This window comes from Magnetospirillum sp. (genome assembly GCA_027532905.1).
In the GTDB taxonomy this organism is placed as follows: Bacteria; Pseudomonadota; Alphaproteobacteria; order CACIAM-22H2; family CACIAM-22H2; genus Tagaea.
In genome coordinates this window covers 18,267-39,042 of record JAPZUA010000007.1, presented here as the reverse complement: position 1 = coordinate 39,042, position 20,776 = coordinate 18,267, and the positions used below count along the sequence as shown (strand labels likewise).

The following is a 20,776-nucleotide window of genomic DNA, read 5'->3' as shown; positions in this document are numbered from 1 at the left end:
CAATGCGCTGTGGCTGCCGAATTGATAATACAGATTGATTTCAATTAATTGTTTCTTGATCAGAAATTATTTGCGGCCGCCAGCGGCGCGCTTGGTCGGCCGCGCGGCGATCTCGGCTTCGGCGTCCCAAGCCGGTGCGGCAAAGCGATCGCCGAGAAAATCGACGAAGCGCCGCACCTTGGCCGAGAGATGGCGCGTCGGCGGATAGACCGCGAAGATCGCGATGTCCTCAGGCTGCCATGCCGGTGCGAGGACGCGTACCAGTCGTCCGGCCGCCAGATGCGCCCCTGTCATGAATGTCGGGAGATACGCAATGCCGCGCCCAGCAAGCGCGGCCGCCATCAGCACTTCGCCGTTGTTGGCTTTTAGTGGCCCCGCGACGCGCACCGTTTTGCTGCGCCCTTCTGCATCGACAAAGGCCCATTCCTGACCGCGGGCGGCGAGTGTGTATTCGAGGCACGCGTGTTTGACGAGATCTTCGGGCGTTGCGGGCGTGCCGTGGCGTACAAGATATTCGGGTGCGGCACAAAGGGCGATGCGCGCGGGCGCGATGCGCTTGGCGATCAGCGAGGAGTCCGCAAGCCGGCCGATGCGCACGGCCACGTCCACGCCTTCTTCGATCAGATCGACCGTGCGGTCGTTGAGCAGCAATTCGACGGCCATTTCCGGACATGCGCACATGAAGTCGGCGATGGCGGTCCCCAGATGCAGCACGCCGAACGACATTGGGGCGGCCACGCGCAGCAGTCCCTTGGGTATTGCGGTCGCGTCGCCGACGGCAGCTTCGGCCTCTTCGAGGTCGGCCAGGATGCGCTCGCTGCGGGCATGGAAGGCGCGCCCAGCTTCGGTCAATGCAAGGCGCCGCGTGGTGCGGTTCAGCAGGCGGGCGCCGAGCGTTTCTTCGAGTGTTTGGATGTGTTTCGTGGTCATCGCGCGCGACAGGCCGAGCTTGGCCGCCGCCGCCGCAAACGAACCTGTATTGACGACGGCGACAAAGGCTTTGAGCGAAACAAAACGATCCATGGCGGCCGCAGTCTAACAGGTGCCGCGCGAAAGTTGGAAAAGGGACGGAATTATGAGAATGCGAATCACTTGCAATTAAGATCGAGCTGCGCTATTTGTCCGTTGTGATGGTGCAAACGAACGAAAACCGGACGCGTCTCCAACTTGCTGCGCACGCAACGACCGAGGCAAAGCGCGTTGCCAGCGGCGATCTGTTTGGCGATGCCAAGGAGCTCGTGATTCGTCATTTCGACGTCGACTACCGACTGCGCATCACCGGCAACGGAAAATTGCTGCTGACAAAATAGCACCGAACGAAATTCCAAACCTAGCAAGCAAGCCCTTCCAAATCGGAAGCCGTCAGCCAGCCAAGGTCCTCTCAAAATCCGAGGAGTCCTGCGTTGGCCCATCTTTCCTGCATTCCCGCGATCGTCGTCGGCGCTGCCGTTTTCGCCGGCGCCGCCCATGCCCAAACCGCGCTTCCCGCCCAGACCACCCTTCCTGCAACGCCGCTCGATGCGGTCACAAGTTCGGCCACGCGTACGCCGCGTGTTGCCGGCGACACGCCCGCGGCGGTTTCGGTCGTCGAGCGCGAGGAGATCGAGCAGCGCCAAGGGCAAAGCATCGACGATCTGCTCAAGGACATGACCGGGGTCGATGTGAGCGGCGTGCCGCGTAACTCGGCGAAGCAGGTGTCGGTACGCGGTCTCGGCGACGAGCGCGTCGTGCTACGGCTCGACGGCGTGCGGAACAATTTTTCTTCCGGCCATCGCGGTCGCATGTTCGTCGACAGCGATCTCTTGAAGCAGGTCGACGTTGTGCGCGGACCGAGCTCGGTGCTGTACGGCAGCGGCGCGCTCGGCGGGGCCGTCAATCTGCGCACGATCGACGCCGAAGACGTTCTCAAGCAAGGTGCGACCATCGGCGGCCGCGCGAAGATCGGCTACCAGACCAACAATTCGCAGCGCTTGGCAAGCCTGACCGGGGCGGTCCGCAACGACGGCGCCCAGATCGTCGGCAATATCTCGCGGCGCAGCAACGGCAATTTGGAAGACGCGAACTCGACCGAGATACCCTGGTCGGGCGACGAGATCTGGAGCGGTCTTCTGAAGGGCAAGCTCGAGCGCAACGGCCATACGCTCGGCATTTCGACAGTCCAGTTCCGCAACGACCATACTCTGCCGACCGAAGCGAATGCCGGCGGCACGTCGAACCTCGTCATCGCCGACCGCGACACCCTCCAGCGATCCTATGTGGTCAATTGGGGCTATGCGTCGGCAAGTTCGCCGTTGGTCGACGCGAAGCTTGCCGTGTACCGCAACGAAGTCGACATCTCCGAGAAGCGCGTGCCGGGTGCAGCCGCGCGCTTCGACGAGACGGGTTTGGCGACGAACGGCTTCGATCTGCAGAACACGGCGCGTTTCGCCCTCGGCGCGTTCGACGCCCAGGCGCTGACATTCGGGCTCGACGGCTACCGCGATACCCAGCGTTCGACGCGAAATGGCGCGCCGCGCACCGAGTATCCCGGCGCAACGCAATCCATCCTCGGCGCCTTCGTGCAGAACGAAATCGAACTCTTCAAGCGCGTCACCTTCACGCCGGGCCTGCGCTTCGACTCGTTCAAGCAGGAGGCCGACAACAATTCGACGACGAAGGACGAAAGTCGATTCTCGCCGAAGGCCAGCATCGCCTTCCAAGCCACACCGTGGTTCGCCCCCTATCTGAGCTACGCCGAAGCGTTCCGCGTACCTTCGCTCTCGGAGCGCTTCGTGAGCGGCACGCATTTTCCGGGCAACGTGTTCGTGCCCAATCCAAACCTCAAGCCGGAGACGGCGGCGAACAAGGAGGCGGGCGCGAATCTGAAATTCAGCGACGTGTTCGCCGCGAACGACCGCCTGCGCGCGCGCGCGGCGTATTTCGTCAACGACATCAGCGACTACATTCAGGAGACCGTCAATTCGACGACGACCACCACGTCGAACGTGCCGAGTGCCCGCATCCAGGGTGCCGAAGCCGAATTGCGATACGATTCGGGCAACTATTTCAGCGCGCTCGGCGCCACCGTCCTGCGCGGACAAAATGTCAGCACAAGCCAACCGCTGGCCGACACGCCGGCCGACAAATTCACGGCGACAGTGGGCCGACGTTGGCTTGAAAGCGGCTGGCTGGTGGGTGCGCGCACGGTCCTTGCGCGCCCGCAAACGCGCGTGCCGACAGGCACGGCGGCAACCGGCGGATACGCCGTCCACGACGTATTCGCCACCTATGCCCCGGAAGAGGGTGCACTCGCGGATTTCCGCTTCGATGTCGGCGTCGACAACGTATTCGACAAGCTCTACCGCCGCTCGAACTGGAATTCGACGCCGAGCCCGCTTTTTTACGAGGTCGGCCGCAATGTGAAAATGTCGATGAGCTATCGCTTCTAGATGGCCATGCGTTCCGCATCTTCCCATTTCGACGCGCGTGCGGCATTCGTCTCGCTGGCGGCGCACGGATTTGCGGTCGGGGCCATCGCGGTCGCGACTGCCGGGCTCGGCCCGGCACCGCCGACCGTCGAGCCCGCGCGCGCGACTTACATGGTGGTCGAAGTGCCGCTGGTTGCGTTGCCCGAGAAAGATGTGGCGCTGCCTGATTTGGCGGAGGCGGAGCCGCCGCCGCCTTTGCCGCCCGCACAGGTTGAAATTCCACAGCCGCGCGAACCCGTCACTCAAAGTGCGATCGCAAAAAGCGCGACGCCCAAGGCCCCAACCCCGAAGGCGCCCAGCCTAAAGGCCCCTTCGGCGCTGTCGGAGGCTCTGCACGCAAAAACGCAACCCTCGCCCGACCTTCGGGCCGAGAGCCAGACGGCGACAAGCGGGACGAATGCGGCGATCGCCGACATTTCGTCCGATGCGCCCGCTGCGGCGGCGCAGGCATCGACATCGGCCCGCGCGGCGGAGCCAATGCGCACCGATTCAACGGCAGGTCAAATGGCGGGCCCAGCGGCGGGCGAGGTGTCGGTTGCGCAAGCACCGGTCATGCGTGCTGCGCGATTCCGCGCGCCGCCAGCGCCGCCTATCTACCCGCGCCGGGCGATCGAACTCGATCTGCGCGGCACGACGATTCTGCGGGCATTGGTCGATGCCGACGGCGCTGCGGCCGAGATCGTCGTCTGGGCGTCCTCGGGCCTGCGTCTTTTGGACGATGCCGCCATTGCCGCGGCGCGCGGCTGGAAATTCGAGCCTGCACGCGAGGGTGCGGTCGCAGTTGCGGCATGGGTCGAGGTGCCCGTTCGTTTCGAACTTAGATGACTCGAGAAGAGGAAAGACAGATGACACAAGCCGTATCGAACGCGCTTTCAGACCGGTGGGCAGCGCTTGCGAAGGTCAGGCCCGGACTGCGCATCTACGATGCCGCCGAGCAGCTCGACGTTGCGGAGGCAAGATTGCTGCTGATCGACCCCGAAGTCCGGACAGTGCGCTTGCGTCCCGACTGGGCCAATCTGCTCGCCTGCACCGAAGCGCTCGGCGACGTGATGGCGTTGACGCGCAATCGCCACGCCGTGCACGAACGGCACGGCGTCTATCGCAATCTCAGCGTCTCCGGTGCGATGGGATTGTTCGTCGGCGAGCAGATCGATCTGCGCCTTTTTCTGTCGCAATGGCGCCATGCCTATGCGGTGTTTCCGAAGGCGTCGCAGCCGCGTCGCCCGAGCCTCCAGTTCTTCGATGCGATGGGGCGCGCCGTTCACAAGATCCATGCCACGCCCGAAACGAACATGCCGGCGTGGCACGCACTCGTCGATGCGTTTGCGGACAGCGACGCGGATGCGGATGTCGACTTTGCGCCCCCGCCCGTGCGCAAGCCTGCGCGACCTGACTCGCAGATCGACGCGGCGGCTCTGCGCGCCGGTTGGGAATCCCTCAAAGATACCCACGATTTTTTCGGCCTCCTCAAGCGGTTCGGTGCGGAGCGCGTGCAGGCGATGCGGCTCGTGGGCGAAGACTTGGCCCGTCCTTTGGCTGTCGGTGCGGTGCGGCGCGTGCTCGAGGCGGCCGCAACGTGGGGCGTGCCGATTATGGTCTTCGTCGGAAATGCCGGCTGCATCCAGATCCATACCGGCCCTGTCGAACGCCTGAAGGCCACCGGCGACTGGTTCAATGTGTTGGACCCGGCCTTCAATCTCCATCTGCGCGAAACCGGCATCGCTTCGACTTGGCTCGTGCGCAAGCCGACGGCCGACGGCGTCGTCACGTCTGTCGAGGCATTCGACGATGCGGGCGAGACGATCGCGATGCTTTTTGGCAAACGCAAACCCGGCGAGAGCGAGCGCGCCGATTGGCGCACATTGACCGCCGCTCTGGCGGAGTCCTGATCGATGCGCGCAGTTCTTGCCGGCTTGTTCTGCCTGTCGGCGGCGACGATCTGTGTGGCGGGCGAAACGCCGCAACGCATCGTCGCCGCCGGCAGCGGCCTCACTGAAATCGTGCACGCGCTTGGCGCCGGCGACAGGCTCGTCGGGGTTGATTCGACGAGCCTGTTTCCGACGCGCGCAAGCGTTTTGCCGCAGATCGGCTATTTGCGCGCGCTGTCGGCCGAAGGGATCCTGTCGCTGCGGCCCAATCTGATGCTCGCGACCGAGGATGCCGGGCCGCCGGCGGTTCTGGAGCAGTTGCGCAGTGCCGGACTGGCGGTGCTGCGCGCGCGCGAAGGCTTCGAGCCCGAGGCGGTTGCGGCACGCATCGCAATGGTGGGCAGCGCAACCGGCAAAGAGAGCGAAGCGGCAGCTTTGCAGGTGACGTTTCTGTCCGACATCGCCCGCGTGCAGCATGCAATTCCAGCGGCTGGACCCAAGCCGCGCGTGCTGTTTTTGCTGGCGGCAGGATCGGCGGTGCCGATGGTTTCGGGCCGCGACACGGGGGCCTCGGCCATGATCGTGGCGGCCGGTGGGATCAATGCTGTCGATGCCTATCGCGGCTACAAGCCGCTGACGCCCGAAGCCTTTGCAACTGCGGCACCGGATTTCGTGCTGACGACCGAGCAAAGTCTTGCCGCCTTGGGGGGGCGCGAGGCCCTGCTTGCGTTGCCGGCCTTTGCGGTTCTTGCGCGGTCGGGCAGGGTGCAGGTTCTATCCTACGATTCCGTCTATCTGCTGGGCTTCGGGCCGCGCACGGCCCATGCGTTGCGCGACCTCGCCGCCGCAATCCATCCCGCCAGCCCGATCCCTACGTTGCCGCATCGGCCATGGCTGGAGGCTGGTTTTTGAGGCGGTTTGCGCCGCTCGTCGCCGCAGCCTTGCTGGCCCTCGCACTGGTCGGCGCACTTGCCTTGGGGCCTGTGCGGTTGCCGGTCGGCGATGTGATCGGCGCGCTTGGCCAATTGGCGGGTTTGCCGGTCGCGGCCGAGCCGCAGGCCGTGGCGGTCGTGGGTGCGCTGCGTATGCCGCGCGCCATCCTTGCGGCCTTGGCGGGTGCCGTTCTTGGACTTGCGGGCGCTTTGACCCAGGGACTGTTTCGCAATCCGTTGGCCGATCCGGGCGTGCTGGGAATCGCCGGCGGTGCTTCTTTGGGGGCCGTGTCGGCAATATTCTTCGGGTTCGCCGCCTTGTCGGTCTGGGCGCTGCCGGCCACGGGTTTCATCGGCGGCCTGGCGGCGGCCTTGCTCGTGAGCCGCATTGCGCGCAGCGACGGTCGAACGCCGGTCGCGACGTTGCTGCTTGCGGGCATTGCGGTCAACGCATTGGCGATGTCGCTGACCGGCATCGTCGTTTACGCGAGCGACGACCGCCAACTGCGCGACATCTCGCTGTGGCTGATGGGCAGCGTCGGCGGTGCGACCGCAATCCGGATATGGATCCTGGTGCCGTTTGCCGCGTTGCTGCTCGTTGGGCTGCCCTTTTTCGCGCGCGGGCTCGATGCGCTGATGCTCGGCGAACGCGAGGCCGTTCATCTTGGCGTCGGCATCGAGACGCTCAAGGCAGGCGTGATCGGCTGCGTTGCCCTGGCGGTCGGGGCGGTGGTCTCCTGCGTCGGGCCGATCGGCTTCGTCGGGCTGGTCGTGCCGCACATTGCGCGGATGTTTCTGGGGCCGGGCCATCGTCTTTTGCTGCCCGTATCGACGCTCGCGGGTGCCGCATTGCTTGTCGCGGCCGATACGTTTGCGCGGCTCGTGGTCGCACCTGCGGAACTGCCCGTCGGTCTTGTGACGGCCGCGATCGGCGCACCGTTTTTCGCGGCGATGGTTGCCCGCAGCAAAAGGCGTCTTGCCATATGATTTCGGCGGTAGAGGTCGGTTTGCGGGTCGGCGGCAAGAACTTGCTCGACTACGTCAATCTCGAGATCGCGGCCGGCACGTTCTTGGGTCTCGTGGGACCTAACGGTGCAGGCAAGTCGACGCTGCTGCGCCTGTTGGCGGGCGAACAGCGGGCCACAACGGGGGCGGTATCGATTTCGGGGCGGCAGGTAGCACAATGGTCCGGCGCCGAACTGGCGCGATGCCGCGCAGTTTTGCCGCAGCAGAGCGCCATGGCGTTCGAGATCGCGGTACGCGACGTCGTCGAACTCGGGCGATTGCCGCACGAGAACGTCGTTTCGCGCGCTCAGAATTCGGCGGCTATCGCGCGCGCCTTGCATGTCGCCGACGTTGCGCACTTGGACGCGCGCAACTACGCGACCCTCTCGGGCGGCGAGCAACAGCGCGTTCAACTGGCGCGGGTCCTCGCACAGATCGACGGTGTGCGATCGGCAGCCTTGCTGCTTGACGAACCGACCGCCAGCCTCGATCTTTCGCACCAACATCGCGTCTTGCAGGTGGCACGCCGCCTTGCCGAGGCCGGGGCTGTGGTCGTTGCGGTTCTGCATGATCTGTTCACGGCATCTCTTTATTGCGATCGCATTGCCGTGATCTCAAAGGGGCGCATCGTTGCCGACGGCGCACCGGCTGCAGCGCTGGACGAGGCGACCGTAAAGTCCGTCTTTGAAATGGATTCCATGTGGGTTGCGGCAGGCAAGCGCCAGGCACTTCTTGCATTCAAAAGCGATGGCGGCCCTTGACGGGCGGGGGCGGCAGGCCAACATTCTGACGAGCCCCATCAGCGAAAGTGAAAATGCGCATGTCAGAACGTAAAACTATTGCCCGTTCCCTGTCGCGCCGTTCGGCCCTTGCCTTGGCAGCCGCAAGCCTCGTCGGGGCAAAAGCGGCCCAAGCGCATCATGGCTGGTCGGGCTTCGACAGCGGCCAGGTTCTGCGCCTCAACGGACGCATTGCGGCCATGACCTTCGACAATCCGCACGGCGAGTTGCGCCTCACCAAGGCCGGCGGCGAATGGTCGATCGAGCTTGCACCGCCCTCGCGCATGGTGGCGCGCGGCCTGTCGCGCGAGATGCTGGCCCTTGGCACCGACGCGACGGTCGAGGGCTATCCGCACCGCCAGACGGCGCGGCTGATGCGCGCCGAGCGCATCGTGGTGGCGGGCAAGACGACCGAGCTGCGCTAAGCGGCGAACGCGCGCGCGGCGGCGTCGGCGTGGATTGGCTGCTCGCCCTGCAGGGCTCGGGGTTTGCGCAAACTTTGCGCGCCTCGACATGGGCCTATCCGATCGTCGCGACCTTGCACGCGGTGGGCGCATCGCTCGCCGTGGGGGCGGTCGTGCTGATGGATCTGCGCCTGCTCGGGTTTGGATCGGCCCTCGATCGCGCAGCCGTGCTGCGCTTTGCATTGCCGGTGGCGCTGACGGGGGCCGCACTTGCGCTCGTCGCGGGCTTGGCGATGTTTTCGACCGGGGCTGCGCACTATGCGCGCAACCCCGCCTTTCTTTTCAAAATGGGCGCATTGGTTTTTGCGCTATGGAACGCGGTCGCATTCCACCGGCTTGCGGCGGCATCGGGGCGTCTCAACGCCGTAGCCTCGCTGGTCGCCTGGCTCGGCGTCGTCGCGGGCGGCATCTTTACGGCGTATTATTAGCGCTTGGGTGCTTGCGCTTCAAAGCTGCGGTTCGCCCATTCGACGAGGCGGACGAGGGCCGGCAGCGATTTCGACGCCGATTTGCGCATGATCGCGGCGCGGTGGTTTTCGACCGTGCGCTGGCTGATGCCGAGATCGGCTGCGATGTTTTTGTTCGCGACACCGGCCACGATCATGTCGAGCACCTGCTTCTGGCGCGCCGTAAGGCCTTTGAGCTTGCGCACCGCGTCGATGCAATGGCCGCGCGCCTCTTCGCGCGCCGGCAACCCATCGAGGGCGGCGCGTACGGTCGCGACGAAATGCTTGCATGAAACCGGCTTCTGCATGAAGTCGACGGCCCCGGCCTTCATCGCTTCGACCGCCATCGGCACATTGGCTTGGCCCGTGAGCATGATCGCCGCGAGATGGTAGTCGCCGGCGCGCAGGCGCTGCACAAGCTCAAGCCCGCTCATGCCGGGCAGCCCCGCATCGACCACGAGGCACCCGAACGCGCCGGACGGATGGGCTGCGACAAAGGCCTCGCCGCTGTCGAATTCCTCGACCGTCAAGCCTTCGTCGGCCAACACGGCGTGCAGCATCGTGCAGACGTCCCGATCGTCCTCGACGATGTAGACGGCATTGGCAGCCATGGGCGCTCCGATCTGCAGGTTGTTCCAGATATGCGGGAACAGGATACCGCCGACCCCGCAAGCCCGCCTTGATATGGCGCAAGGGGGGGCAACCGCCCACAACCCTCTCCGGCGATTGGCTTTTTTCAGTCACGATTCGGCGCATGGGTAGATTCCGGCCCTTTCGTCTGCGCGGAAACCTGCGCGATGTTGCCGCTGCGCCCGATGTCCCGAACCGGAGGAACGCCATGACTGACCCCGATCGCAGCGCACAACTCGGCCCCGCCCAGTTCGAACGCCAAGCCTTGTCGAGCGGCAGCGATGCGCGCGAGGCGGCGTCCGGTCGCAACGCGACCGTCACGCGGTTGCGCGCGCGTGCGGCACGCTGCGCCGACCTTGCAGCACAGGCGACGTCGCCTGGGCTTGCCAATGAGTTCGATCTGCTCGCGCGCGAATACGAGGCGGATGCCGCGTCGCTAGAATCCTTGTCGTTGCGCCGCTAACCCGTTTTGATGCGACCGCAGGCGCCGTCGATGCCGTACGGGCGATGAGCACGAGCTTGCTGCTTGCCTGCATTCTTGCGGCCTTGCTGCTGCAGCTCGGCATTGGCATCGGCGTCGGCCTGCGGCGGCCAGGTTCGAAATCTCTCGCGACAGAACCGCTAGCTGATGGCGTTGCCGCCCGCTTCGAATCACACGGCGCCTGGGCGGGCTTGCGCGAATTTCGTGTGGCCGATCGCGTTTTCGAAGACCCAGCGCGATCGCAATGTTCGTTCAATCTCAAGCCGGTCGATGGTGCGGTGTTGGCGCCGTTCGCACCGGGCCAGTATCTGACTCTTGCCTTAAAGCTTGCAGGTGCAGCCGCCAACGATTCCGTGCGCACGCTGCTGCGTTGCTATTCGATCTCGGCAGCCCCTTCGGCCGCCGGTTTTCGCATAACGGTCAAACGCGCCGCTCGGCCGCCGGGCAATCCCAACCTGCCGCCCGGGCTCGCCTCGGCGCTGCTTCTCGACCGGATCGGCATCGGCGACACGCTCGACGTCAAAGCGCCAGCCGGGCTGTTCACGCTCGATCCTGATGCAGCATTGCGCAGCGTGTTCGTTGCGGGCGGCATCGGCATTGCGCCGATGATGAGCATGATCGAAGCCGCACTAGCAGTGCCGTCGCCGCCGCGTGCGCTGCATCTCTATTACGGTGTAGCGAACGCTGCCGACCATGCGTTCAAAGACCGGCTCGGCGCATTGGCGGCCGCACATAAATCGTTCCGCCAGACCGTTGCCTATGCCGCACCGCGCGCGGCCGATAAGATCGGCGTTGATTTCGACCATGCTGGTTTCATCGACATAACGCTGCTGCGCGCGACATTGCCGGCCGGCCGCCATCGTTTTTATGTTTGCGGGCCGCCCGGCATGATGGCGAGCCTCGTGCCGGCCTTGCGCGACTGGGGTGTCGACAAAGACGACATCCGCACCGAATCGTTCGGGCCGTCCGCACGCGGCGTTGCCGTGCCGGTTGCCGCTCGCGCGTCCGTTTCGTTCGAGGTGCGGTTCAGCATCGCCGCGCGCACGATCGCGTGGGACGGGCGCGACGCCAATCTGCTCGATTTTGCCGACCGGCACGGTGTTGCCCTCGGGTCCGGCTGCCGGACGGGTGCTTGCGGGGCGTGTGCGACGCGGCTCGTGTCGGGGACCGTCGCCTATGCGCGCACACCCGACCATGCCGTGGCGGTGGGCATGTGCTTGCCGTGCGTCGCAGTGCCGCTGTCCGACCTGCGGCTCGAGGGCTAGGCGATGCGTTTCGATCTTTTGCGCCACGAGGTCGTGCCGTTTTTCGGCGCGTTTGCGGCCCTCGTCGCGGCGGCGTTGCTGGCCGATGCGGCGTTGCATCTGGCCGATGCCGTCTGGGTCGGGCGCTATCTCGGGATCTTGGGCACGCTGCTTATTTTGGGCTCGTTCGGCTATTCGCTGGTCAAGCGCGGCCTCGTCGCGGGCGCGCCCGTGCGGCTGCTGCGCATGCACGAATGGATGGCATGGGCAGGATCGTGGCTGATCCTCGTCCATGCCGGCATCCATTTCGATGCGATCCTCGCCTGGCTTGCGGTGGCGGCGATGCTGGTGAATATCGCGAGCGGCCTTACCGGCAAGTATCTGCTGCGCCGCGCGCGCGCGCGTCTCGAGGCCACGATCGGGCGCCTCGATGCGCTGGGCTTGTCTGCGGCCGAGCGCGAAGCGCAGCTCCATTGGGATGCGTTCACGTTCGACATGGTGCGCCAATGGCGCGCCGTGCACTACCCGATCACGCTTGCCTTCGCGCTGCTCGCGGCCGGGCATATCGGTGCCGTCTTCGTTTTCTGGGGCTGGCGATGAAGCGACACTGGGTGCTGGCCTTGATCGTCGTGAACGTCGCCGCTCTTGCGGTGCTGGCGGTCGCCTTGCCGCGCCAGATGCTGAGTCCAGGGGCACTCGGCCAAGGCCATGTGGCGCTCGCGGAGGATTGTTTTGCGTGCCACGTGCCGTGGCACGGCAGTGCCGCCGACAAATGCATCGGCTGCCATGCGGTGGCGACGATCGGCTTGCGCACCGTCAAAGGCTTGCCGATTGCCCAGACGCAGCGCACGCCGCCCTTCCATCAAGCGCTCGCTTCCCCCGATTGCATGGGCTGCCACAGCGAACATGCCGTGCCGCGCCTCGCCCCGGTCGCGCAGTTCACGTTCGTGCATGCGCTGTTGAACCAGGGCACGTCCGCCAATTGTGCGAGTTGCCACACCGCACCGGCGGGCGATTTCCATCGCAGCGCCGGGACTGCGTGCGCGCAATGCCATGTGCAGACCCATTGGAAGCCCGCGACGTTCGACCATGCGCGCTTCTTTCCGCTCAAGGGCGACCACAATGCGCCGTGTGCGACGTGCCACGTCGGCAACGTGACTTCGTCCTACACTTGCTATGGCTGCCACGAACATCAACCCGCCGCGATCCTCGCCAAACATCGCCGCGAACGCATCGCCACTATCGACAATTGCGTTGCCTGCCATCGCGGCGGCCATCAGACGCGCGAAGAGGGGCGCGAGAGGCGCGGCGAGCGCGAGCGCGATTGAATCAGCCGAAGCTTCTTTGCTGCGGCTGCAAAAACGGCGCTGCCAACAGAAAGTCGCGAAAAACCGCGCTCGCGCGGTCGGTGGGCACCGCCAAAACCCGAAAGAATGTTGCGCTGCAGTAAATTAACTTGTATCGAGTTAAAACATATTTTATCGTTTTATATCATGTATTTGATCATCCGATAGGGTTGCAAACTCCGGGTTCTGGTGCTTTCCTTCGCGCTAATCCGAATGCACTGCCCAATCGAGGAAATTGCCATGGCCCCTTTGCCGCCGAAAAAGAAAGCCAAGTCCGAAGAGAACGTGCCGTCGGCCGAAGCGCTGATTAAATACTATCGCGACATGCTGCTGATCCGCCGCTTCGAGGAGAAGGCGGGCCAAATGTACGGCATGGGGCTCATCGGCGGCTTCTGCCATCTCTATATCGGGCAGGAAGCCGTCGTCGTCGGCATGCAATCGACGATCACGCCCGACGACGCCGTCATCACGAGCTATCGCGACCACGGCCACATGCTCGCCTGCGGCATGGAGCCGGGCGGGGTGATGGCCGAACTCACCGGGCGCATCGGTGGCTACTCCAAAGGCAAGGGCGGCTCGATGCACATGTTCTCGAAAGAGAAGAACTTCTACGGCGGCCACGGCATTGTGGGCGCCCAGGTGCCGCTCGGCACCGGCATCGCCTTCGCGTCCAAATATCGCGGCAAGACCAACGTGTCTCTGACCTACATGGGCGACGGGGCCGTGAACCAGGGTCAGGTTTACGAAAGCTTCAACATGGCGCAGCTTTGGAAGCTGCCCGTGATCTTCATCATCGAGAACAACAAATACGGCATGGGCACGTCGATCGAACGCGCCTCGTCGACGACGGATTTCTACCATCGCGGGGCCGCCCACGGCATTCCCGGCGAAGCGGTCGACGGCATGAACGTTTTGTCGGTGCGTGCGGCGGGCCTGCGCGCGGTCGAACATGCGCGCACCAAGGGGCCGTACATTCTCGAGATGCAGACCTATCGCTATCGCGGCCACTCGATGTCCGACCCCGCCAAGTATCGGCAGAAGGAGGAGGTCGACAAGATGCGCAGCCAGCACGACCCCATCGAAAGCCACGCCAAATTCCTGCTCGAAGGCGGCTTTGCCGACGAAGCGGCCCTCAAAGCCATCGACCGCGAAGTGAAGGACATTTCGAGCAAAGCGGCCGAGTTCGCCCAGAACAGCCCCGAGCCGCCGGTGAGCGAGCTCTATACCGACGTGCTGATCGAAACGAACTGAGCGCTGGCTTTCGAAGAAGGAAACGACCCATGCCGACCAATGTTCTGATGCCCGCTCTGTCGCCGACCATGACCGAAGGCAAAATCGCGCGCTGGCTCAAAGCCGAGGGCGATACGGTCAAGTCCGGCCAGGTGCTGTGCGAAATCGAAACCGACAAAGCGACGATGGAAGTCGAAGCGGTCGACGAAGGCACGCTTGCCAAGATCGTGGTGCCGGGCGGTACCGAGAACGTCAAAGTCAACGACGTGATCGCAATCATCGCAGCCGAAGGCGAGAGCGTTTCGGCCGCCGCATCCGCCTCGGCCGCAACCCCGCTGGCGGCACCCGCGATCGTTGCGGCTGCAGCACCGCAAGCCGCCGCTGCCGTTGCCGCAGCGCCGGCCGCAAACGAACCCGATTTGGGCGAAACCAAAATCATCACGGTGCGCGAAGCTTTGCGCGACGGCATGGCCGAGGAAATGCGCCGCGACGAAAACGTGTTCCTGATGGGCGAGGAAGTTGCCGAATACCAAGGTGCTTACAAAATCAGCCAAGGCCTCTTGCAGGAATTCGGGCCGCGCCGCGTCGTCGACACGCCGATCACCGAGCAGGGCTTTGCCGGGCTCGCGGTGGGCGCAGGCTTCATGGGCCTCAAGCCCATCGTCGAGTTCATGACCTGGAACTTCTCGATGCAGGCGATCGACCAGATCATCAACTCGGCCGCCAAGACGCTCTACATGTCCGGCGGCCAGATGGGCTGCCCGATCGTGTTCCGCGGCCCCAACGGTGCCGCGAGCCGTGTCGGCGCCCAGCATTCGCAATGCTACGCGTCGTGGTACGCGCATTGCCCAGGTCTCAAGGTGGTGGCGCCCGCTTCGGCCGCCGATGCCAAGGGCCTGATGAAGGCCGCGATCCGCGATCCCAATCCCGTGCTGATCCTCGAGAACGAAATTCTCTACGGCACTTCGGGTCCCGTGCCCGTGTCGTCCGACTATGTCGTGCCGATCGGCAAGGCGAAGGTCGTGCGAGCGGGCAAGGACGTGACGATCACTGCCTTCTCGATCATGGTCGGCAAGGCGCTGGCGGCGGCCGAAGCGCTCGCCAAGATCGGCATCGACGCCGAAGTCATCGATCTGCGCTCGATCCGTCCGCTCGATACCGAAACGATCGTGCGCTCGGTGCAGAAGACGAACCGGCTCGTCTCTTGCGAAGAGGGCTGGCCGTTTGCGGGTATTGGCTCGGAAATCGGTATGCAGATGATGGAGCAATGCTTCGATTGGCTCGATGCGCCGGTGAAGCGCGTGCACGGTCTCGACATTCCGCTGCCCTACGCCGCCAATCTTGAAAAGCTGGCGCTGCCGCAGGCCGACCACATCGTCGAAGCCGCCAAGTCCGTCCTCTACAAGAACTGACGCCGCGCGCGAGGGAGATCCGAACATGCCCACCAATGTGCTGATGCCCGCTTTGTCGCCGACCATGACCGAGGGCAAGATCGCGCGCTGGCTCAAAGCCGAAGGCGACACGGTCAAGTCCGGTCAAGTGCTGTGCGAAATCGAAACCGACAAAGCGACGATGGAAGTCGAAGCGGTCGACGAGGGCGTGCTCGCGAAGATCGTGGTCCCTGGCGGCACAGACGGCGTGAAGGTCAACGACGTGATCGCCGTGATGGCGGGCGAAGGCGAAGACGCCAAAGCCGTCGCCGCCAAAGGGGCGGCCCCGGCTGTCGCACCCGCCGCTGCCACCGCACCCGTGGCCGCCGCATCGGCGCCGGCTGCCGCGCCGGCACCGGTCGCAGCACCCGCTTCTGCGTCGCAGGGTGCACGCGTATTCGCCTCGCCGCTCGCGCGTCGCATTGCCGAACAGAGCAGTCTCGATCTGGCCAAGATTGCGGGCTCGGGTCCCGGCGGGCGCATCGTCAAACACGATGTTGAAGCGGCTCTTGCTGGCGGCGGTGCCAAGAAGTCTGCTGCTGCCGGTGCACCGGCTGCGGCTGCCGCCTCGGCCGCACCGGCACCGGTCGCGGTGTCGTCGACGGCATTGGCGGCCATCGGCCCGCACAAACTCGTGCCGCTCTCGACGATGCGCAAAGTCATCGCGCGCCGCCTGACCGAGAGCAAGCAGCAGGTCCCGCATTTCTATCTGACGGTCGATTGCGACATCGACAAGCTGCTGGCCGGCCGCGCGGCCTTGAACGCCAAGAGCCCCGAGAAGGGTCCGGGTGCCTTCAAACTGTCGGTCAACGATTTCATCATCAAGTCGGTCGCAGCCGCGCTGCGCCAAGTGCCCAACGCGAATGCCTCGTTCTCGGACGACGGCATGCTGCTGTGGGAGAACGTGGATATTTCAGTCGCGGTCGCGATCGACGGCGGTCTCATCACGCCGATCATCCGCGACGCCGACAAGAAGGGCCTCGTCGAGATCTCGAACACGATGAAGGATCTCGCCGCACGCGCCAAATCGGGCAAACTCAAGCCCGAGGAATTCCAGGGCGGCACGTTCTCGATTTCCAATCTCGGCATGTTCGGCATCAAGGATTTCGCCGCCGTGATCAACCCGCCGCAGGGCTGTATCCTCGCGGTGGGGGCTGGCGAACAGCGCCCGGTCGTGAAGAACGGGGCTCTCGCCATCGCCACGATGATGAGCGTGACCCTCTCGGTCGACCATCGCGTGGTGGACGGCTCAGTCGGTGCCGAGTTCCTCGCCGCCTTCAAAAAGATCGTCGAAGACCCGCTGGCGATGCTGCTCTGAGGAAGGCCCGGCAATGGCGGATGCGGTTCGCGTCGATCTGGCCGAGAAATTCGCGAGCTTCGACAAACATTGGTCGCCGAAGCTCGCCGAAACGCTGGACGGCTACGAAATCAAGCTCGTCAAGATCAAGGGCGATTTCGTGTGGCACAAGCACGACGATCTCGACGAGATGTTCCTCGTGATCAAGGGCAGCTTCCGCATGAAGTTCCGCGACCGCGATGTCGATCTTGCGGCAGGCCAAATGATCGTCGTGCCCAAGGGCGTCGAACATTGCCCGACGGCCGCGGAAGAATGCGAGATCATGCTGTTCGAGCGTGCCGGTGTGGTGAATACCGGCGATGCCGCCCCAAACAGACTGACCAATCCCATCGAACGAATCTGATCCGAAAGGTACACGGACATGCCCGACCAAAATTTCGATCTGATCGTCGTCGGCGGCGGGCCGGGGGGCTATGTTGCGGCCATCCGGGCGGCCCAGCTCAAGATGAACGTCGCCCTCGTCGAAGCGCAGCATCTGGGTGGCATCTGCCTCAATTGGGGCTGCATCCCGACCAAAGCGCTGCTGCGCTCGTCGGAGATCTATTCGCTGCTGCACCATCTCGATGCGTTCGGCCTGTCCGCCGACAATGTGCGCTTCGACGTCGCCAAGGTCGTCGCACGCTCGCGCAAGGTGGCGAGCCAGCTCTCGGGCGGGGTCAAGCATCTGCTCAAGAAAAACAAAGTCACCGTCTTTGACGGGTTCGGCAAACTCAACGGCGTCGCCGCCGGCGGTTTGCGCAAGATCGCGGTCGCTAAAGACGGAAAACCGGTGGCCGACCTCGTCGCCAAAAACGTGATTCTTGCGACCGGTGCGCGCGCGCGCGTGGTGCCGGGCCTTGAGCCCGACGGTAAGATCGTGTGGACCTACAAAGAAGCGATGGTGCCGCCCGCGATGCCGAAATCCTTGGTTGTCGTCGGCTCGGGTGCGATCGGCATCGAATTCGCGTCGTTCTACCGGGCGATAGGGGCGGAAGTAACGGTCGTCGAAATGATGGACCGCGTGCTGCCTGTGGAAGACGAAGAGATCAGCGCGTTCGCGCGCAAATCCTTCGAGAAGCAGGGCATGAAGATTCTGACCTCGGCAACCGTCAAGGGCGTGAAGAAGGGTTCCGACAACGCGACAGTCACGGTCGAGGTTGCCGGCAAGACGCAGGAAATAACGGTTGAACGCGTAATCTCGGCGGTCGGCATTGTCGGCAACGTCGAAAATCTCGGGCTCGAAGGCACGAAGGTCAAGGTCGATCGCACCCATGTGGTGATCGATCCTTATTGCGCCACGGGCGAGCCGGGCGTTTACGCGATCGGCGATCTTGCGGGCGCACCGTGGCTTGCGCATAAGGCGAGCCACGAGGGCGTTTTGTGCGTCGAGAAGATCGCCGGCATCAAGGGCGTGCATCCGCTCGACGTCACCAATATTCCGGGCTGCACCTACTGCACGCCGCAGGTGGCCTCGGTCGGCTTGACCGAGAAGAAGGCCAAGGAACTCGGCCATACCGTCAAGGTCGGGCGCTTTCCGTTCATTGGCAACGGCAAGGCGATCGCGTTGGGCGAGCCCGAGGGCATGGTCAAAACCGTGTTCGACGCGAAGACCGGCGAGTTGCTGGGTGCGCACATGATCGGCGCCGAGGTGACCGAACTCATCCAGGGCTACGGCATTGCCAAGACGCTCGAGACGACCGAGGCGGACCTGATGCACACGGTCTTCCCGCATCCGACCCTGTCGGAAATGATGCATGAGAGCGTCCTTGACGCCTATGGGCGCGCGGTCCATTTCTAGGGGTATGGACAGCACCACGACCGTCAAGCCGCGCCATCCCGAGAAGGCCCATCGCCCGGACAATCCGGTGCGCGTGGGCAAGCCCGAATGGATCCGCGTCAAAGCGCCGACCTCGCCCGAATATGCCGAGACCAAGCGCATCGTGCGCGAGCGCGGCCTCGTGACCGTGTGCGAAGAGGCCGCGTGCCCGAATATCGGCGAGTGCTGGAAGAAAAAGCACGCGACGATGATGATCTTGGGTGCCGTATGCACGCGCGCTTGCAGCTTCTGCAACGTCGCGACCGGCATGCCCGACAAGCTCGATCCGCACGAGCCCGAGAAGGTGGCGGACGCCGCCGCCGCCATGGGTCTCCAGCATGTCGTGATCACGTCGGTCGATCGCGACGATCTCGATGACGGCGGGGCCGAACATTTTGCGCGCGTGATCCGCGCTTTGCGCGAACGCTGCCCCGGCACGACGATTGAGGTGCTCACGCCCGACTTTCTGCGCAAAGAGGGTGCGCTTGAAATCGTCGTGGCGGCGAAGCCCGACGTATTCAACCACAATCTCGAAACCGTGCCGCGCCTCTATCCGACGATCCGGCCGGGAGCGCGCTATTTCCATTCGCTGCGGCTGCTGCAGCGCGTAAAGGAACTCGATCCGACCTTGTTCACGAAGTCCGGCCTCATGGTGGGTTTGGGCGAAAACCGGCTTGAGATCATGCAGGTGATGGACGATATGCGCTCGGCCGACATCGATTTTCTCACCATCGGCCAGTATCTGCAGCCCACACCGAAGCACGCCGCTCTCGACCGGTTCGTCAAACCCGCCGAATTCGACGAATACGCCGCGACTGCCAAGGCCAAGGGTTTCTTGCTCGTGGCGTCGAGCCCGCTCACGCGCTCGTCCTACCATGCCGACCGCGATTTTGCGGCCCTGCGCGCGGCCCGCGAAGCCAAGCTCGCAGCACAGCGCTGACGCAACGCTTCGCCGCCGCTTGCCATGCCGACCCACGCCGAAAAACGCGCGATGCCCTACACGCCCGAACAATTGTTCGAGCTCGTGCAGCGCGTCGATCGCTATCCGGAGTTTCTCCCCTGGTGCATCGCGGCACGCTTGAAGGGCCAGGAGAGCAACGTCGCGATCTGGGATCTCGTGATCGGCTTTAAGATGATCCGCGAGCGCTTCACGAGCCGCGTCACCTTGCAGCCGCCGGCGCCCGATCTGCATTCGCGCATCGACGTTTCCTACGCCGACGGGCCGTTCCGCTATCTCAACAACCACTGGATTTTCGAGCGCCAAGCGGACGGCACGACCGTGATCGACTTTTTCGTCGATTTCGAGTTCCGCTCGAAGCTGTTGCAGTCCATCATGGGCGTGCTGTTCAACGAGGCAGTCAAGCGCATGGTCGCGGCTTTCGAGACGCGCGCGCGCGCGCTTTACGCCTCAGACGCAACGGAGGCGAAATGAGCGGAGCGATCGAACTTCTGCTGACCACCAGCCCGCACGATATCGGCGCGTTCGAGGTGCGTCGTGCTTTGCCCAAGCGCGAGCGGCGGCATATCGGTCCGTTCGTGTTCTTCGACCATCTGGGGCCGGCGAAGCTCGCGCCCGGAAACGGCATGGATGTGCGCCCGCATCCGCATATCGGGCTTGCGACGGTGACGTATCTGTTCGACGGCGAAATCATGCACCGAGATTCGCTGGGCTATGTGCAAGCGATCCAGCCGGGCGCGCTGAACTGGATGGTGGCGGGGCGCGGCATTGTGCATTCCGAGCGCACGGCCGCCGACAAGCGCGACGGCAGCCTCACAATGCACGGCATCCAGACATGGGTTGCGTTGCCGCCCGCTTTGGAAGAATGCGAGCCGAGCTTCGCGCACCATCCGGCCGCGACCCTGCCGACGACGACGCATGACGGCGTATGGCTCAAATGCATTCTGGGAGAGGCATACGGCCTCAAAGCACCCGTCGCCGACCCGTGGCCAATTTTCTATCTGCATGCCGAATTCCCGGCAGGCTCGGCTTTGGCGCTGCCCGCGAACTATGCCGAGCGCGGCGCCTATGTCGTATCGGGTGCACTGGAAGTGGACGGGACCACGATCGAGCCCGGCACGCTCGCCGTATTCAAAGAGGGCGTGGACGTGACCTTGCGCGCAAACACGGCCACGCGCGCGATGCTGCTGGGCGGTACGACCTTGCCGGGCGAGCGCACGATCTGGTGGAATTTCGTGTCGTCCGACAAAGTACGCATGGCCAAAGCCAAGGCCGACTGGAAAGCCGGAAATTTTCCGAAGGTTCCCGGCGAAACTGAATTCATCCCGCTGCCGGAGTAGGCGC

23 protein-coding genes are annotated in these 20,776 nt (G+C 64.3%); 21 read left to right on the top strand and 2 right to left on the bottom strand.

Features of this window, described 5'->3' with window-relative positions:
* Positions 1 to 66: 66 nt before the first annotated feature.
* Positions 67 to 1,023, bottom strand: coding sequence for a LysR family transcriptional regulator (locus O9320_19915; GenBank protein MCZ8313118.1), 957 nt, complete (start codon positions 1,021 to 1,023; stop codon positions 67 to 69).
* A gap of 107 nt (positions 1,024 to 1,130) precedes the next feature.
* Between O9320_19915 and O9320_19910 the strand changes: the two genes are divergently transcribed.
* The 9 genes from O9320_19910 to O9320_19870 all read left to right on the top strand — a co-directional run bounded on the left by O9320_19910 (position 1,131) and on the right by O9320_19870 (position 8,943).
* On the top strand, positions 1,131 to 1,310 hold the full coding sequence (locus O9320_19910) for a hemin uptake protein HemP (GenBank protein MCZ8313117.1): 180 nt from the start codon (positions 1,131 to 1,133) through the stop codon (positions 1,308 to 1,310).
* Between the two features lie 93 nt (positions 1,311 to 1,403).
* Positions 1,404 to 3,428 (top strand): TonB-dependent hemoglobin/transferrin/lactoferrin family receptor, encoded by a 2,025-nt coding sequence (locus tag O9320_19905; protein ID MCZ8313116.1) that lies wholly within the window; start codon positions 1,404 to 1,406, stop codon positions 3,426 to 3,428.
* Complete coding sequence (locus O9320_19900) at positions 3,429 to 4,292, top strand: TonB family protein (GenBank protein MCZ8313115.1); 864 nt, start codon at positions 3,429 to 3,431, stop codon at positions 4,290 to 4,292.
* A 20-nt stretch (positions 4,293 to 4,312) separates the two neighbouring features.
* Positions 4,313 to 5,356 carry a hemin-degrading factor gene (locus tag O9320_19895; protein MCZ8313114.1) on the top strand — a complete coding sequence of 348 codons (1,044 nt, stop codon included), beginning with the start codon at positions 4,313 to 4,315 and terminating at the stop codon, positions 5,354 to 5,356.
* Between the two features lie 3 nt (positions 5,357 to 5,359).
* Positions 5,360 to 6,247 (top strand): ABC transporter substrate-binding protein, encoded by an 888-nt coding sequence (locus O9320_19890; protein ID MCZ8313113.1) that lies wholly within the window; start codon positions 5,360 to 5,362, stop codon positions 6,245 to 6,247.
* Complete coding sequence (locus tag O9320_19885) at positions 6,244 to 7,254, top strand: iron ABC transporter permease (protein ID MCZ8313112.1); 1,011 nt, start codon at positions 6,244 to 6,246, stop codon at positions 7,252 to 7,254. The genes O9320_19890 and O9320_19885 overlap by 4 nt, the downstream gene beginning before the upstream one ends.
* Positions 7,251 to 8,033 carry a heme ABC transporter ATP-binding protein gene (locus O9320_19880; GenBank protein ID MCZ8313111.1) on the top strand — a complete coding sequence of 261 codons (783 nt, stop codon included), beginning with the start codon at positions 7,251 to 7,253 and terminating at the stop codon, positions 8,031 to 8,033. Before O9320_19885 ends, O9320_19880 begins: the two co-directional genes overlap by 4 nt.
* A gap of 59 nt (positions 8,034 to 8,092) precedes the next feature.
* Positions 8,093 to 8,476 (top strand): DUF6152 family protein, encoded by a 384-nt coding sequence (locus O9320_19875; protein MCZ8313110.1) that lies wholly within the window; start codon positions 8,093 to 8,095, stop codon positions 8,474 to 8,476.
* Between the two features lie 29 nt (positions 8,477 to 8,505).
* The gene (locus O9320_19870; protein ID MCZ8313109.1) at positions 8,506 to 8,943 is read left to right on the top strand and encodes a hypothetical protein; all 438 of its coding nucleotides are present in this window, start codon (positions 8,506 to 8,508) and stop codon (positions 8,941 to 8,943) included.
* On the opposite strand, the gene O9320_19865 is transcribed toward O9320_19870, so the two are convergent.
* A complete protein-coding gene (locus tag O9320_19865; protein MCZ8313108.1) occupies positions 8,940 to 9,572 on the bottom strand; it encodes a response regulator in 633 nt (210 codons plus the stop codon). The genes O9320_19870 and O9320_19865 overlap by 4 nt on opposite strands.
* Positions 9,573 to 9,799: 227 nt before the next feature.
* Here O9320_19865 and O9320_19860 point away from each other — a divergent pair, with 227 nt between their 5' ends.
* The 12 genes from O9320_19860 (at position 9,800) to O9320_19805 (ending at position 20,772) form a co-directional block, all read left to right on the top strand.
* A complete protein-coding gene (locus tag O9320_19860; protein MCZ8313107.1) occupies positions 9,800 to 10,054 on the top strand; it encodes a hypothetical protein in 255 nt (84 codons plus the stop codon).
* A gap of 44 nt (positions 10,055 to 10,098) precedes the next feature.
* Positions 10,099 to 11,337: a 2Fe-2S iron-sulfur cluster-binding protein gene (locus O9320_19855; protein ID MCZ8313106.1), complete on the top strand. Its 1,239-nt coding sequence runs from the start codon at positions 10,099 to 10,101 to the stop codon at positions 11,335 to 11,337.
* Positions 11,338 to 11,340: 3 nt separating this feature from the next.
* A complete protein-coding gene (locus O9320_19850; protein ID MCZ8313105.1) occupies positions 11,341 to 11,916 on the top strand; it encodes a hypothetical protein in 576 nt (191 codons plus the stop codon).
* A complete protein-coding gene (locus tag O9320_19845; protein MCZ8313104.1) occupies positions 11,913 to 12,644 on the top strand; it encodes a hypothetical protein in 732 nt (243 codons plus the stop codon). Before O9320_19850 ends, O9320_19845 begins: the two co-directional genes overlap by 4 nt.
* Before the next feature lie 258 nt (positions 12,645 to 12,902).
* On the top strand, positions 12,903 to 13,913 hold the full coding sequence (gene pdhA, locus O9320_19840) for a pyruvate dehydrogenase (acetyl-transferring) E1 component subunit alpha (protein MCZ8313103.1): 1,011 nt from the start codon (positions 12,903 to 12,905) through the stop codon (positions 13,911 to 13,913).
* Between the two features lie 29 nt (positions 13,914 to 13,942).
* Complete coding sequence (locus O9320_19835) at positions 13,943 to 15,304, top strand: pyruvate dehydrogenase complex E1 component subunit beta (GenBank protein MCZ8313102.1); 1,362 nt, start codon at positions 13,943 to 13,945, stop codon at positions 15,302 to 15,304.
* A 25-nt stretch (positions 15,305 to 15,329) separates the two neighbouring features.
* Positions 15,330 to 16,640: a pyruvate dehydrogenase complex dihydrolipoamide acetyltransferase gene (locus O9320_19830; protein MCZ8313101.1), complete on the top strand. Its 1,311-nt coding sequence runs from the start codon at positions 15,330 to 15,332 to the stop codon at positions 16,638 to 16,640.
* 13 nt (positions 16,641 to 16,653) lie between these two features.
* On the top strand, positions 16,654 to 17,022 hold the full coding sequence (locus O9320_19825) for a cupin domain-containing protein (GenBank protein MCZ8313100.1): 369 nt from the start codon (positions 16,654 to 16,656) through the stop codon (positions 17,020 to 17,022).
* 18 nt (positions 17,023 to 17,040) lie between these two features.
* Positions 17,041 to 18,456, top strand: coding sequence for a dihydrolipoyl dehydrogenase (lpdA, locus tag O9320_19820; GenBank protein MCZ8313099.1), 1,416 nt, complete (start codon positions 17,041 to 17,043; stop codon positions 18,454 to 18,456).
* Positions 18,457 to 18,460: 4 nt separating this feature from the next.
* On the top strand, positions 18,461 to 19,414 hold the full coding sequence (gene lipA, locus O9320_19815) for a lipoyl synthase (GenBank protein MCZ8313098.1): 954 nt from the start codon (positions 18,461 to 18,463) through the stop codon (positions 19,412 to 19,414).
* Between the two features lie 24 nt (positions 19,415 to 19,438).
* Positions 19,439 to 19,906, top strand: coding sequence for a type II toxin-antitoxin system RatA family toxin (locus O9320_19810; GenBank protein MCZ8313097.1), 468 nt, complete (start codon positions 19,439 to 19,441; stop codon positions 19,904 to 19,906).
* Complete coding sequence (locus O9320_19805) at positions 19,903 to 20,772, top strand: pirin family protein (GenBank protein ID MCZ8313096.1); 870 nt, start codon at positions 19,903 to 19,905, stop codon at positions 20,770 to 20,772. Before O9320_19810 ends, O9320_19805 begins: the two co-directional genes overlap by 4 nt.
* Positions 20,773 to 20,776 lie beyond the last annotated feature (4 nt).